Genomic DNA, 13,156 nt, shown 5'->3' with positions numbered 1-13,156 from the left:
ATGACGGGCACGGAGGGTTTGAGGCGCGAGATCGGGAGCACGGGAAGCCGGCGTCGGACGCGGCATACCGGGCGGCGTCTCTTCGTGGCTGTGTTCCTTCTGGGCTTTGCCGCCGCTTCCTATCTCGCCGGCGGTTTCGTGCGCTTCGCGCGGGATGTGGCGCTTCTGACGACGCCCCCCGAAGCCGCGCAGGCGGATGGGATCGTGGTGCTGACGGGCGGCGAGCAGCGGCTGCAACAGGGCATCGAGCTTCTGCGCAGCGGGGAGGGGCAGCGGCTTCTCGTCAGCGGCGTCAATCGCGGCACCAGCGCCAAGGCTCTGGCGCGCACCACGGGCACCGACAGCGCCTTGTTCGAATGCTGCGTCGATCTCGACTATGAGGCGCTGAACACGATCGGCAATGCCGAAATGGCGACCCGCTGGGCCCATCTGCACGGTTTTCGCCGCCTGCTGCTCGTGACCAGCGACTACCATATTCCGCGTTCGCTCCTGGAAATGGCCGATGTCCCGGACGCTCCCGAAGTGGTTCCCTATCCCGTCTCGCCCGACAAGCTCTGGCGAGCCGATGGCTGGCCGACGCGGCTGGGTCTCCGGCTTCTCGCGACCGAATATGCCAAGGTTCTGGCGGTGAAGGCGCGCGTCGCCTGGCACCATGTGGTGACGGCCGATGGCGAGCGGCGCGTGGCCGGGCATGTCGGCTCTCAGGCGTCCTTCAAATAATCCTCAAAGCCTCGTATGACAGCGGCGCGCGAGCCCTCGCGCGCAGCCCGGCCGGCCTTTTGCGATCCCGTTCATGACGCTTATTCGATCCATCCTGTTTCAGATCCTGTTCTACGCCAATCTGGCGGGGCAGATTCTCCTGTATCTGCCGATCTTCTTCATCGTGCCCGAGCGGGTCTGCTGGCGGCTGGTGAAGTTCTGGGCGCGCTCCAGTCTCTGGCTTCTGCGCCTCACGGCCGGCACGCGCTCGGTGATCACGGGGCAGGAGCATGTTCCCGCCGGCCCGGTGATCGTGGCGTCCAAGCATCAGTCCTTCTGGGAGGTGATCGCGCTCGTGCCTCAGTTCGAGAAGCCGACCTTCATTCTCAAGAAGGAACTGATGAAGATTCCGGTCTTCGGCTGGTACGCCAAGCGCATGGGCATGATCCCCGTGGATCGCAAGCGGCGCGGCGCGGTGCTGCCGAGCCTTCTGGCCGAGGCGCGCAAAGCCATCGCGGACGGGCGGCAGATCATCATCTTTCCCGAAGGCACACGCGCCGCGCCGGGCACCGCGCCGAACTATCGCCCCGGCATTCACTTCCTCTACGATGCGCTGGGCCTCAGTATCGTGCCGGTCGGCCTCAATTCCGGTCTGTTCTGGCCAAGGCAGGCGGTGCGCCGTCAGCCCGGCACGATCCGCGCGGAGTTTCTGGAGCCGATCGGCCCGGGCCTGAAGCGAGACGCGTTGCTGAAGACGCTCGGCGGGCGCATCGAAGCCTCGTCCGACACCTTGATGCGAAGGGCCATCGCCGAACAGCCGGCCTTGCCGGTGAGCCCGCTTCTGGCCGCGCATCTGGCGCAGACGGTCTGAGCTGGTCCGTCAAAGCCGCGCGACCACCTCTCCGAGCCAGCGGTCGGTGAGGCCGAGCCGGCGGATTTCCTCATGGGCCGAGCGGACATAATCGACATTGGGGCCGGATTGGCCGTGCCCGCCCGCCACCAGCCGGGCCGCAGTGTCCACGTCCAGCCGCCCGGCATATTGCGTATGGCCGCGATCCACGATGTAGGCGAGGGCGCGCACGGGGCGTCCGTCCTCGAGGCGGATCGGCAGGGTCGTTTCCTTATAGACGCTGGTCGGCAGTTCGCGCTCGCGCAGATAGGCGATCACCTCCTCGCGCTGGGCCTCGGCGACGCGAAATCCCATGCCGATGCAGGAGCCGCCCCGGTCGAGCCCGAAGACGAGGCCCGGCCGCTCCGGCGTGCCACGATGCACATGGGAGTAGATGCAGAGCGAGCGATGGAAGCCGCCGAGCCGGGCCTTCACCCGCTCCTCGAAGGCAAAGCCCGGCCGCCACATCAGCGAGCCATAGCCAAACACCCACAAATCGCCCATAGCGCTTGCCATTCCCTTGGCGGGCACGCCACAAGCCTGCCCGGTTTGACTGATGCAGCCTCATCCCCGAGCCGAATCGGGTTGTGAAACCACGCGCGCCGGCCGGGCTCGAATCCGGCCACGACGCCTCTGGCGAGAAAAAGGACGAGACGATGGCAAGGTCAAGCATACCGGCGCAGGCTCCACGACGCTCGGCTGCCAGCCGCGTCTTCGGCTGGCTTCTGGCGCTGGTCATCCTTCTGGCCGCGATTGGCGCGGGCGGGTGGTACTGGCTGGCGGGCGAGCTCGACCGGCGCATCGCCTCGGCGCTGGATGCGGCGGCCGGCCAAGGCGCGGTGGTGCTGTGCGAAAACCGGCAGGTCTTCGGCTTCCCCTTCCGGCTGGGTCTCTCCTGCGACAGGATCTCGGTGGATGCGCCGCAGAACGGCGTGCGGCTCGCCACCGGCGCGCTGCGCACGGCCGCCCAGGTCTACGACCCCAGCCATATCGTCGCCGAACTCGACGGCCCCGCGCTGGTGGACACGCCCGATCTGCCCCCGCTCCATCTGAACTGGACGCTGGCCCAAGCCTCCAGCACGCTCTGGACGGAAGGGTTGGAGCGCTTTTCGCTGGTGATGGAAGCGCCGGTTCTCTCGGCCCGCAACGGGCAGGAAGCCGGCGCGCCGATTGCCAGTTCGCAGCATCTCGAAGCCCATGCGCGGCAGAACGGCGCGGCGCTGGACCTCGCCTTCACCGACAAGGCGATCGCCGCCACGATCCCCGGCATCCCGCCGCTTCCCCCCTTCGATCTCTCCGCCGATCTCTCGGTGGACGGCGCGGCCGGCTGGCTGCGGTCGGGCGTTCCGGCCGCCAATGTCTCGGAAGCCTTGCGTGGGCAGGCCGGTACGATCCGCCTTCTCGAACTTGCGCTGCCGGGCGGCGGCGGGGCGCAATTGTCCGGCCCGTTCAGCGTGTCGCCGACGGGCGAACTCTCGGGCGATTTTCGCCTCGCGCTGGAAAATCCGCAGGCCATCGCCGGTCTGATCGGCGTCCTCGTGCCCGGCACGGGCGGGCTCGCCACGACGATCGCCGGCGCGGTCGGCTTTGCCGGCCGGCAGGAGGACGGAAAGACCGTGGTGGACGTTCAGGTGCGCAATGGCGAAGCGCGCCTCGGCTTCATCCCGCTCGGCCGCCTGCCGCGCATCTGAGGCGGACGGTCGCCGGTTCGATGGTTCGTTCTATACGCTTTCGTATAGCTGAAACCTTCGCTCGACTCGGCCTGTTGGACGGACATCCCATCCTTTCGGAGATGTCTCTTGAACCGTTTGCTCTCGTCTTCGGCCCTGTCTCTTGCCGCTGTTCTCCTCACTTTCCCGGTGTTGGCGCAGCCAGCGCCCGCACCATCCAGCCAAGCCGCGCCCTCGGGCCAGGAGCTGGCGGCGTCCGTTGCCGGGACCGAGGGCCAAGCCCTCGCGCCCAAGCTGCGGGAGATCGGCGCGGAGGGATCAAGCTCTCCCGCCACGCCGCCAGCCGTGCCGCAGGACTCATCGCCCTATCCCAACAATCAGGTGAGTTCGGCGCCCTACATATCGCCCAATGGCGGCGAGGAGGGCCTGAAAGCCTCGGTGCGCGCGCTTCAGAACACGCTGACGGAACTGCAGGCCCTGCAACTCCAGACCAAGCAGGCGCACTGGAACGTGTCCGGCCCGTTCTTCTATCCCCTGCATGAGCAACTCGACGAGCAGCACACCGCCTGGGGCAAGATGGCCGATCTCGTGGCCGAGCGCCTGCTCGCCATCGGCGTCTCGTCGGACGGCCGCGCGACGACCATCGTCCAGACCTCTTCGCTGCCGGAGTTTCCGGGCGGCTTCATCGACGACGGCGAGGTCGTGCGCTGGTTCACCCTGGCCTACAAGCAGGTGGGCGAAGAGGTGCGCGGCGCGATCCGCGCGTCTGAGGAAAACGACCCGGAGACCTCCAACATCCTGCAGGAGGTGGAAGGGCAACTCGCCAAGTATCAGTGGATGATGCGCGCCTATGTGCAGACGACGCCGACCGACGCCAACAACGCGCAACCGCTGAACACGGGTCGGTCGATCGATCTTCCCGCCAACCGTGAGCCGGTCCAACTGAATGGCGCGAACACGGGCGACACTCGCTCCGATGCCGGACCCAAGGCCGCGCCGCCGCAGCCCGGAATGCCAAAGCCGGGAATGCCGAAGCCGAATACGCCGCCGGCACCGCGCCCCTGAACCGACCCGAGACAGGGCCGAGGCTTCGCCGCCTCGGCCCTCCATTCATTCGCCCGGCGCGGAGCCTTCGTTCCACGGGTCCTTGCGCGGCTTGAGACGGCCGAAATTGGCCTCCTGCGTGTCTTGGCCCGCTTCCACGATGGAGCGGCGGATGGCGCGGGTGCGCGTGAAGAGGTCGAACAGCGTGTCCCCGTCCGCCCAGCGGATGGCCCGCTGGAGCGAGGCCAGGTCTTCCGAAAAGCGCGCCAGCATTTCCAGAACCGCCTCGCGATTGTTCAGGAAGATGTCGCGCCACATGGTCGGGTCGGAGGCGGCGATGCGCGTGAAGTCTCGAAAGCCCGAAGCCGAGAACTTGATGACCTCGGATTGCGTCACCGTTTCCAGATCGGCGGCGGTGCCGACGATATTGTAGGCGATGAGATGGGGCACATGGCTGACGATGGCGAGCACGAGGTCATGGTGCTCGGCCGTCATGGTCTCGACCATCGCGCCCGTCGCCTTCCAGAAGCGCACGAGGCGCTCGGTGGCGGCGGGGTCGGTGCCTTCGATCGGCGTCAGGATGGTCCAGCGGTTTTCGAACAGTTCCAGAAAGCCCGCGTCGGGGCCGGACTGTTCGGTGCCGGCGATCGGATGACCGGGCACGAAATGGACGTGATCCGGCAGATGCGGCTGCATGGCCGAGACGACAGCGGCCTTGACCGAGCCGACATCCGAGATGATGGCGCCGGGCTTCAGATGCGGGCCGATGGCCGCTGCCGCCGCCCCGCAGGAGCCGACCGGCAGGCACAGGATCACGAGGTCGGCCCCGGCCACGGCCTCGGCCGGGTCGAGATGGTAGCTCGTGCCGAGCTTCAGCTCTTCGGCGCGCTTCAGCGTTTCGGGCCGGCGCGTGGCGATCGCGACCTCGCTGGCCAAGCCCCGGTCGCGGATATTGAGCGCGATGGAGGAGCCGATGAGGCCGATGCCAATCAGCGCGACCTTGTCGAAAAGCGGCGTGGTCATCGACCCATGAACTCCTTCAGCGCGGCGAGAACGCCCTCGTTGGCCTCAGCCGAGCCGACCGTCATGCGCAGCGCATGGGGGAAGCCGTAGCCCGTGACGCGGCGCAGGATGAAGCCCCGCTCGGTCAGGAAAGCATCGGCTTCGGCCGCCGTGCGCCCGGAATCCTGCGGGAAATGGACCAGCACGAAATTGCCGACCGAGGGCGTCACGCGCAGGCCGAGCGCGGAGAGACCGTCCGTCAGTCGCTCCAGCCATTCGTTGTTGTGCGCGACGGTCTTGTCGACATGGGCGCGGTCGCGAATGGCCGCGGCTCCCGCCGCGATGGCCATGGCGTTGAGGTTGAAGGGCCCGCGAATGCGGTCCAGCGCGTCCACGATGGCTTCGGGCGCGTACATCCAGCCGATGCGCAGGCTGGCAAGGCCGTGGATCTTCGAGAAGGTGCGCGTCATCACGACATTCTCGTTCTCGGACACGAGTTCGAGGCCGGACGAATAGTCGTTGCGCCGGACATATTCTGCATAGGCCGCGTCGAGCACCAGCAGCACATGCCCCGGCAGAGCGGCATGAAGGCGGCGCACTTCGTCGGCCGGCAGATAGGTGCCGGTCGGGTTGTTCGGGTTGGCGAGAAAGACGATCTTGGTGCGCTCGCTCACGCAGGAGAGGATCGCGTCCACCTCCGCCCGCTCGTCCCGCTCCTTGGCGACGACGGGCACCGCGCCCGCCGCGCGGATATAGATGTCGTAGACGAGGAAGCCGTGCTCGGTATGAATGGCCTCGTCGCCCGGCGACAAGAAGCCCTGCGCGAGAAGACCCAGCAATTCGTCCGAGCCGTTGCCGCAGAGGATGTTGGCGGGGTTCAGCCCATGCACCTCGCCGATCGCCTGGCGCAGCGCGTTCGCCTGCCCGTCTGGGTAGAGTTCCAGATGGGCCGCCACTTCGGCGAGCGCCGCCTGCACGGCGGGCGAGGCGCCGAAAGGCGTCTCGTTGGAGGAAAGCTTGTGCAGCTTCACGCCTTCGGGGGCGCGGCTCTTGCCCGGCACATAGGCGTGGATATCCAGAACGCCGGGCTTGGGAACGGGACGCGCGCGCTGTTCGGACATGGGAAACGAGCCTGCAAGGTTGGCGAAAATCGTTGGAGGTCGCATAGACCCGCCACGCCGCCTTGTCGAGGACCGCAGCCGGCACGGGCCGAAACGTCAGGGCGCAGGGGAGGGCGCGCGCAAGATTGTTGCCTTCGCGCCCGGCAGTCGATAGCACAGGTCATGTCCATCATCGCCGATCCTGTCACCGGGGAAAACCTCGGCATTCGCGAGGCCCGCCAGCCCTCGTCCAAGGTCGCCTATTTCGGCGAAAACGAGCCGCTGCGCCTCGATGCCGGGCGCACGCTGTCTCCCTTTCACATCGCCTACGAGACCTATGGCGAGCTGAACGCCGACAAGTCCAACGCGATCTATGTCTGCCATGCGCTGACGGGCGACCAGTACGCCGCCAGCCCCAATCCCGTGACCGGCAAGCCCGGCTGGTGGTCCACGCTGATCGGACCAGGCAAGCCGATCGACACGGATCGCTTCTTCGTGGTCTGCTCCAATGTCATCGGCTCCTGCATGGGCTCGACCGGCCCGGCCTCGGTCGATCTGTCCACCGGCCTGCCCTATGCGCTCGATCTGCCCGTTCTCACCATCCCAGACATGGTGCGTGCGCAGGCGATGCTGATGGATCGGCTCGGCATCGGCCAGCTCTTCGCCGTGATCGGCGGCTCGATGGGCGGGATGCAGTGCCTGCAATGGACGGTGGCTTATCCCGAGCGCGTCTTCGCGGCGCTGCCGATCGCCACCGGCGCGCGCCATTCCTCGCAGAACATCGCCTTTCATGAGGTCGGCCGGCAGGCCGTCATGGCCGATCCCGATTGGCGCGGCGGGCATTATCTCCAATACGGCACGCGCCCTCACAAGGGGCTCGCCGTCGCGCGCATGGCCGCGCATGTGACCTATCTCTCGGAAGCAGCGCTGCATCGCAAATTCGGCCGCAACCTTCAGGATCGCGAAAAGCTCGGCTTCGGCTTCGAGGCCGATTTCCAGATCGAGAGCTATCTGCGCCACCAGGGCATGACCTTCGTCGATCGCTTCGATGCCAATGCCTATCTCTATCTCACCCGCGCGATGGATTATTTCGACATCGCGGGCGAGCATGGGGGCAAGTTGGCCGAGGCCTTCCGAGGGGCCAAGACGCGCTTCTGCCTCGTCTCCTTTTCGTCCGACTGGCTGTTCCCCACCAGCGAAAGCCGGACGATCGTCCATGCGCTGAACGCCAATGCCGCCTCCGTCTCCTTCGTGGAGATCGAGACCGACAAGGGCCACGACGCTTTTCTTCTCGACGAGCCGGAATTCACCGGCGCGGTGCAGGGCTTCGTCTCCTCCGCCGCCAAGGCCCGGGGCCTTCTGCCATGAGCGTGACCGCCGCCCCCGTTCCGACCACGGCCGAGGTCGCGGAGGCGCCCAGCCGGCGCGTCGATCTCGAACTCATCGCCGATCTCGTGGCGCGCGGCAGCCGCGTGCTAGACATCGGCTGCGGCGACGGCTCCCTGATGGAAATTCTCCAGAGCCGGCGCGGCGTGGATGTGCGTGGCATCGAACTGTCGCAGCCCGGCGTCAACGAATGCGTGCGGCGCGGCCTGTCGGTGATCCAGGGCGATGCCGACCGCGATCTCGTCCATTATCCCGACGGGGCTTTCGACTACGCGATCCTGTCGCAGACCATCCAGGCGACCGACAATCCCAAGCTCGTCCTCTCCGAGCTTCTGCGGATCGGCCGGCGCGCGGTCGTCTCCTTCCCGAATTTCGGCCATTGGACCGTGCGCTCGTCCCTCTTCTTCAAGGGGCGGATGCCGGTGACCAAGAGTCTGTCCTATTCCTGGTACGACACGCCCAACATCCATTTTTGCACGATCCGCGATTTCGTGGACCTCGCGCGCGAAGTGGGCGCCGAGGTCGAAACCGCCGTCGCACTCAACGCCTCGGGCGAGCGCTTGGGCGTGCGGATGCCCTGGTGGCTGTGGAACCTGTTCGGTCAGCAGGCGGTGTTCGTCTTGAAGCGGTGAGGGAAGCCATCCTTCTCCATAAGGACGAGGCAGGGAAAGGCATCAGCCCGCGACGGTTTGATCGAGCGTGCCCGTGTCTCGTTTCTCTGCCAGCCGTGCCAGTCGGGCGAGGTGGAAATCGTTCATCCAGTCTTCATAGCCCAAGAGTTCTCCCTCGCGCCGCTCGGTCTCCACCGACCAAATCCGGTCGATGAACATCGCGTCGTGCAGAGCGATCAACTCGTCGATCCGCCACTCTTCGGCGGGCAGGGCGAAATAGATGCGGTGCATTCTCCACGGGAGCCGCGGTCTCGGGTCCAAGCAGCAGTCCCGCCGAACGAGACGGCCGGCTGAGACATGGCGATCGAACCGGCTGAGGTAGCGAACCAGCACGGGCGCGAGGGCATCCACCACATCTCCGAAAAAGGCGGCCGGCTTGATGCCTGCCAGCATCAGGCCGAGCTCGCGGTTCGTATGCAAGAGGTAGGGATACTGCGCCTGTATGTCGGAGCGCGCGCGCATGGACGGAAAGCTTCCTCGTATCGCAGGCCAAACGCAGAACGATCGTTTCCGGGCCGCTCGACCTTCTATCGGCCGTGCGTGCCGCTTCGATGACGCGAGCCTGTTACAGCCCCACCATCTTCAAGCTCGCCTCGCCATAGCGCTCGCCGCTGACCTTGCCGGGGGCGAAGGTCTCGCTGAGTTCGGCGAGATAGTCGGCGGACAGCGTGACATTCACCGAGTCGGTGTTCTCTTCCAGATACTTCATGCGCTTGGTGCCGGGGATGGGCACGATGTCCTCTCCCTGCGCCAAGACCCAGGCGAGCGCCACCTGCGAGGGGCGGGCGGCGTGGCGCTCGGCAACGCCTTCGACCGTGCGCAGGAGCTGGCGGTTCTTCTCGATGTTGCCTTCGGCAAAGCGCGGCGCGGTGCGGCGATAGTCGTCCTCGGGGATCGCCTCGCGCGTGGGGAAACGCCCCGTCAGGAAGCCGCGTCCGAGCGGGGAATAGGGCACGAAGCCTATGCCGAGTTCACGCAGGACCGGAAGAATTTCCTCTTCCGGGTCGCGGCTCCAGAGGGAATATTCGGTCTGAAGCGCGGCGATGGGCCAGGTCGCGTGGGCGCGGCGGATCGTCTGCGGCCCGGCTTCCGACAGGCCGAGAAAGCCGATCTTGCCCTCTTCCACCAAGCGGCTCATCTCGCCCACCGTGTCCTCGATCGGAACGTTCTGATCGACCCGGTGCTGGTAGTAGAGATCGATCCGCTCCACGCCGAGGCGCTGGAGGCTGGCGTCGCAGGCCTTGCGCACATAGTCCGGCCGGCCGTTGATGCCGAGCCGCTCGCCCGTCGGCGCGCGCATATGGCCGAACTTGGTGGCGAGGATGACGCTGTCGCGCCGTCCCTTCAGCGCGCGGCCGACCAGCTCCTCATTATGGCCGACGCCATACATGTCCGCCGTGTCGATGAAGGTGACGCCGAGATCGAGCGCCCGGTGGATGACGTTGAGCGACTCGGCATCGTCGCCCTCGCCGTAGAATTCCGACATGCCCATGCAGCCGAGGCCGAGGGCGGAGACCGTGAGATCGGGGCCGAGCTTGCGCTGTTGCATGGGGTGTCTCCGTAAGGGCTGGAAGGAAAACTCGTGTCAGCGGTGAAGGGCCGGCGCGCCATGCGGCAGGAGAACCGGGCGCAGGCGGCGCAGACGCTGCTTTTCGCGATGCGTGACGGGAATGCCGCGATACACGAGCTTCGTCGCCTCCAGGATGATGGCGCCGCAGAAGATCGGCCAGCCGCGCCGCCCCATCCGCTCCCAGAGCGGCGCGATGTTGAGAAGGCCGGCGCGGCGAAAGGGCGGAAAATGCAGCGCGTCGGAAAAGCCCGAGGGCGTGAACATGGTCTCGCGCAGGAGCTGCGTCGCCTGGGTCCGCGACCAGGGCCGGCCCGAGCCGAAAGGCGTGTGCTCGAAGCGGGTCCAGACGCCGCGCCGGCTCGGCAAAACCAGAACCAGCCGCCCGCCGGGCGCCAGCACGCGCCAGGCTTCGCTCAGCATCTCCGTCGGGCTTTCGGCAAATTCCAGCGCATGGACCATGAGGATGCGGTCGATGCAGGCGTCACCCAGCGGCAGCTCGGCCGGATGGACGAGGGCGGTCAGCGAGGGCTGATGCACCGGCCAGTTCACCGCGCCTTGAGCGGCGGGCATGAAGGCGAGGCGGCGCTCCGAATCAGTGGCAAGCTTATCGAGATAGGGAATGGCATAGCCGATGCCGACCAGCCGCTCCTGTGGGATCGGCTTCCAGATCGGACCTAAGGCCATCGCGACCGAGCGCACGGCGGCCTCGCCGAGGCGGGTGGCATAGAAGTCCCGCAATTCGGTGATGTCGGCGTTCAATCGCAGGCTCGCGGCTGTTGCACTTCGTGTTCGACCCTAACGCAATGCGCGCGCCTTCGCACCGCTGTTTTGTTGCCGGGCCGCGATGCCCTATCTCTGGCGGCATGAGAGCGCCTAACAAAACCTCGGGGGTCGGCTGGCCGGGTCTTTTTGCCAACCACTTTGTCGCGAATGCTTGCCGATGCCGCCGGCATCGACTGCGCTTCGCTCCGCGTGGATTGACAAAAATCCCTCGGCCAGCCTCCGCCCAGAGGTTTTGTTAGGCGCTCTAAGCCGCGAAACGAGGGAGAGCGCATTGGTCGCTTCGATCCGACAATTCACCTGCCGCCGGGACAATTTCGGCGTTCTCCTGCATGATCAGGACAGCGGCATCACGCTGTCGATCGACGCGCCGGAAGAAGGGCCGATCCTGCGCGCGCTCGAGCAGGAAGGCTGGCGGCTGACCCATATCCTGACGACGCATCACCATGACGACCATGTGAGCGCCAACGAGGCGCTGAAGGCGCGGTTCGGTTGCGAGATCATCGGCCCTGCGGACGAGGCGGCGCGCATTCCGGGGCTCGACCGACCTGTGCGTGGGGGCGATCGCTTCGCGCTGGGGCGCATCCAGGTGGAGGTCATCGACACGCCCGGCCACACGGCGGGCGAGATTTCCTATTTCCTGCCGGGGGAAAAGGCGCTCTTTGCCGCCGACGCCCTGTTCTCGCTCGGTTGCGGCCGGCTTTTCGAGGGGACCCCCGCGCAGATGTGGGAGAGCCTCCAGCGCCTGCGCGCGCTGCCCGACGACACGATGCTCTATTGCGGCCATGAATACACCGCGACCAACGCCCGCTTTGCCGTGGATGTCGATCCCGGCAATCTCCTGTTGCAGGAGCGGGTGAAAGAGGTCGAGGCGCTGCGGGTCGAGCACCGCGCGACGCTACCCGTCGCGCTCGGGCGGGAGAAGAAGACCAACCCGTTTCTGCGGGCGGACGATCCCGAGTTGGCCGCCGCCTTCGGCATGGAAGGGGCCGATCCCGTCGCGATCTTCGCGGCGCTGCGCGAGAAGAGGAACAGATATTGAGGGCGCGGGACGTCATCGCACGGCTGAAGCTCCAGCCCCATCCCGAAGGCGGCTGGTATCGCGAAACCTTCCGGGACGAGGCGGTGGACGGGGAGGGGCGTTCGCGCTCCACCGCCATCCTCTATCTTCTGGACATCGGCGAAACCTCGGAATGGCACCGCGTGACGGACGCGGCCGAGACCTGGCACTGGCATGCCGGCGCGCCGCTGGCCTTGACGCTTTCGCCCAACGGGCATGACGCGTCCTCGCATCGGCTCGGGCCGAGCATCCTGATCGGTGAGATGCCGCAACTAACCGTTCCCGCCGGCTGCTGGCAGACGGCGACGAGTCTCGGCGAATGGACGCTGGTCGGCTGCACCGTCGCGCCCGGCTTCCGTTTCGAGAGCTTCGAGATGGCCCCGAAGGACTGGCGCCCCATTCCGCGCCCGGCGCGGGGCGGGTAACCGAGCCGGCCTCAACTCGTCACATGGTCACATGGTATCGCGCGGCCGGCTTGTCGCGCGAGGCGTTGGCCGAGAGCTGCTGCTCGGCCGCGACATAGGCGTCCCAGTCCGCGATATCGGGCACGGAGGGGATGCAGACGGGCTCGCCGAGTTCCAACGCGCGCAGCGAGGCGGTGACGAGATCGTCCGCCGACATGACGCGCTCGGGCGGAAAGCGCGAAAGATCGTTGCCGGCGACGAGGTGGAAGTCCGTCGCGATGACGCCCGGCACCAGAAGCTGAACGCGGATGCCCGTGCCCTCGGCTTCGGCTTGGAGGGTGCGGGTGAAGCCCGTGACGAAATTCTTGGACGCGCCATAGGCCGAGTTGCCGGGCAGTTGCATGAACATGGTGCCCGACGAAATCTGGATGATCGTGCCTCGGTTCTCCACGCGCATCCGCGCCATGGCCGCGTCCGTCAGATGGGCGACGGCGACGACATTGAGCCGGATCATCCGGTCGAAGGCGGCCAGATCCATTTCGCCGATCTGACCGCGCGCGGCAAAGCCGGCATTGTTGACGAGCATGGTGACGAAGCTGCCTTGGCGCAGGCGCTCTACCACGCGCGACAGGCCCTCGTCCGATTCGAGGTCCGCCGGCAGCACCTCGACCGTCGTGCTATGCGAGGCTTCGATCTCGCTCTTCAACGCCTCCAGCGCCTCGCGCCGACGCGCGACCGCCAGGATCTCGTATCCCGTGGAGGCGAGATGCCGGACATAGGCCGTGCCGATGCCGGAAGAGCCTCCCGTGACGAGAGCGAGGGGACGGTACGAAGCGGACATGGGCTGCCTTTCCTTCGGGGCGTGCAGCCGTGGAACTAGA

General features: G+C 66.7%; 15 protein-coding genes. 8 read left to right on the top strand and 7 right to left on the bottom strand.

What is annotated here, in order from left to right; genetic code table 11:
• Positions 1-84 precede the first annotated feature (84 nt).
• Positions 85-720, top strand: a complete 636-nt coding sequence (locus tag AUL36_RS03770) for a YdcF family protein (RefSeq protein WP_062218301.1) — start codon at positions 85-87, stop codon at positions 718-720.
• A gap of 73 nt (positions 721-793) precedes the next feature.
• The gene (locus AUL36_RS03765) at positions 794-1,570 is read left to right on the top strand and encodes a lysophospholipid acyltransferase family protein (RefSeq protein ID WP_062218213.1); all 777 of its coding nucleotides are present in this window, start codon (positions 794-796) and stop codon (positions 1,568-1,570) included.
• Positions 1,571-1,579: 9 nt separating this feature from the next.
• Here AUL36_RS03765 and AUL36_RS03760 read toward each other — a convergent pair whose 3' ends face one another.
• A complete protein-coding gene (locus AUL36_RS03760; protein ID WP_062218210.1) occupies positions 1,580-2,092 on the bottom strand; it encodes a gamma-glutamylcyclotransferase in 513 nt (170 codons plus the stop codon).
• A 152-nt stretch (positions 2,093-2,244) separates the two neighbouring features.
• Here AUL36_RS03760 and AUL36_RS03755 point away from each other — a divergent pair, with 152 nt between their 5' ends.
• Positions 2,245-3,279: a DUF2125 domain-containing protein gene (locus tag AUL36_RS03755; RefSeq protein WP_156418248.1), complete on the top strand. Its 1,035-nt coding sequence runs from the start codon at positions 2,245-2,247 to the stop codon at positions 3,277-3,279.
• A 108-nt stretch (positions 3,280-3,387) separates the two neighbouring features.
• Complete coding sequence (locus tag AUL36_RS03750) at positions 3,388-4,323, top strand: Dps family protein (protein ID WP_062218203.1); 936 nt, start codon at positions 3,388-3,390, stop codon at positions 4,321-4,323.
• 45 nt (positions 4,324-4,368) lie between these two features.
• Here AUL36_RS03750 and AUL36_RS03745 read toward each other — a convergent pair whose 3' ends face one another.
• On the bottom strand, positions 4,369-5,325 hold the full coding sequence (locus AUL36_RS03745; protein WP_062218200.1) for a prephenate/arogenate dehydrogenase family protein: 957 nt from the start codon (positions 5,323-5,325) through the stop codon (positions 4,369-4,371).
• Complete coding sequence (hisC, locus tag AUL36_RS03740; RefSeq protein WP_062218197.1) at positions 5,322-6,425, bottom strand: histidinol-phosphate transaminase; 1,104 nt, start codon at positions 6,423-6,425, stop codon at positions 5,322-5,324. Before hisC ends, AUL36_RS03745 begins: the two co-directional genes overlap by 4 nt.
• Before the next feature lie 162 nt (positions 6,426-6,587).
• Here hisC and metX point away from each other — a divergent pair, with 162 nt between their 5' ends.
• Entirely contained in the window at positions 6,588-7,772 is a 1,185-nt protein-coding gene (gene metX / locus AUL36_RS03735) for a homoserine O-acetyltransferase MetX (RefSeq protein ID WP_058634845.1), read from the top strand.
• Complete coding sequence (gene metW, locus AUL36_RS03730; RefSeq protein WP_062218194.1) at positions 7,769-8,422, top strand: methionine biosynthesis protein MetW; 654 nt, start codon at positions 7,769-7,771, stop codon at positions 8,420-8,422. Before metX ends, metW begins: the two co-directional genes overlap by 4 nt.
• Before the next feature lie 42 nt (positions 8,423-8,464).
• Here the strand turns inward: metW and AUL36_RS03725 are convergent, their stop codons facing one another.
• From AUL36_RS03725 to AUL36_RS03715, 3 genes are all read right to left on the bottom strand, one after another.
• Positions 8,465-8,923, bottom strand: a complete 459-nt coding sequence (locus AUL36_RS03725; RefSeq protein ID WP_062218191.1) for a hypothetical protein — start codon at positions 8,921-8,923, stop codon at positions 8,465-8,467.
• A 103-nt stretch (positions 8,924-9,026) separates the two neighbouring features.
• Positions 9,027-10,010, bottom strand: coding sequence for an aldo/keto reductase (locus AUL36_RS03720; protein WP_062218188.1), 984 nt, complete (start codon positions 10,008-10,010; stop codon positions 9,027-9,029).
• A gap of 36 nt (positions 10,011-10,046) precedes the next feature.
• Complete coding sequence (locus AUL36_RS03715) at positions 10,047-10,790, bottom strand: class I SAM-dependent methyltransferase (RefSeq protein ID WP_062218184.1); 744 nt, start codon at positions 10,788-10,790, stop codon at positions 10,047-10,049.
• A gap of 295 nt (positions 10,791-11,085) precedes the next feature.
• Between AUL36_RS03715 and gloB the strand changes: the two genes are divergently transcribed.
• Together gloB and AUL36_RS03705 are read left to right on the top strand one after the other, a co-directional pair.
• On the top strand, positions 11,086-11,853 hold the full coding sequence (gloB, locus tag AUL36_RS03710) for a hydroxyacylglutathione hydrolase (RefSeq protein WP_062218181.1): 768 nt from the start codon (positions 11,086-11,088) through the stop codon (positions 11,851-11,853).
• The gene (locus tag AUL36_RS03705) at positions 11,850-12,296 is read left to right on the top strand and encodes a cupin domain-containing protein (protein ID WP_062218178.1); all 447 of its coding nucleotides are present in this window, start codon (positions 11,850-11,852) and stop codon (positions 12,294-12,296) included. Before gloB ends, AUL36_RS03705 begins: the two co-directional genes overlap by 4 nt.
• 19 nt (positions 12,297-12,315) lie before the next feature.
• On the opposite strand, the gene AUL36_RS03700 is transcribed toward AUL36_RS03705, so the two are convergent.
• Positions 12,316-13,116, bottom strand: coding sequence for an SDR family NAD(P)-dependent oxidoreductase (locus AUL36_RS03700; protein WP_062218175.1), 801 nt, complete (start codon positions 13,114-13,116; stop codon positions 12,316-12,318).
• Positions 13,117-13,156 lie beyond the last annotated feature (40 nt).

The organism is Aureimonas sp. D3 (assembly GCF_001463805.1).
GTDB lineage: Bacteria > Pseudomonadota > Alphaproteobacteria > Rhizobiales > Rhizobiaceae > Aureimonas > Aureimonas ureilytica_A.
This window is presented reverse-complemented; position numbering and strand designations above follow the sequence as displayed.

What these genes read in the sequence shown, in the direction of transcription:
- AUL36_RS03765 (WP_062218213.1), top strand. Translation starts at nt 794, where the DNA reads ATGACGCTTATTCGATCCATCCTGTTTCAGATCCTGTTCTACGCCAAT.
- AUL36_RS03760 (WP_062218210.1), bottom strand. Translation starts at nt 2,092, where the DNA reads ATGGGCGATTTGTGGGTGTTTGGCTATGGCTCGCTGATGTGGCGGCCG.
- AUL36_RS03755 (WP_156418248.1), top strand. Translation starts at nt 2,245, where the DNA reads ATGGCAAGGTCAAGCATACCGGCGCAGGCTCCACGACGCTCGGCTGCC.
- AUL36_RS03745 (WP_062218200.1), bottom strand. Translation starts at nt 5,325, where the DNA reads ATGACCACGCCGCTTTTCGACAAGGTCGCGCTGATTGGCATCGGCCTC.
- hisC (WP_062218197.1), bottom strand. Translation starts at nt 6,425, where the DNA reads ATGTCCGAACAGCGCGCGCGTCCCGTTCCCAAGCCCGGCGTTCTGGAT.
- metX (WP_058634845.1), top strand. Translation starts at nt 6,588, where the DNA reads ATGTCCATCATCGCCGATCCTGTCACCGGGGAAAACCTCGGCATTCGC.
- metW (WP_062218194.1), top strand. Translation starts at nt 7,769, where the DNA reads ATGAGCGTGACCGCCGCCCCCGTTCCGACCACGGCCGAGGTCGCGGAG.
- AUL36_RS03725 (WP_062218191.1), bottom strand. Translation starts at nt 8,923, where the DNA reads ATGCGCGCGCGCTCCGACATACAGGCGCAGTATCCCTACCTCTTGCAT.
- AUL36_RS03720 (WP_062218188.1), bottom strand. Translation starts at nt 10,010, where the DNA reads ATGCAACAGCGCAAGCTCGGCCCCGATCTCACGGTCTCCGCCCTCGGC.
- AUL36_RS03700 (WP_062218175.1), bottom strand. Translation starts at nt 13,116, where the DNA reads ATGTCCGCTTCGTACCGTCCCCTCGCTCTCGTCACGGGAGGCTCTTCC.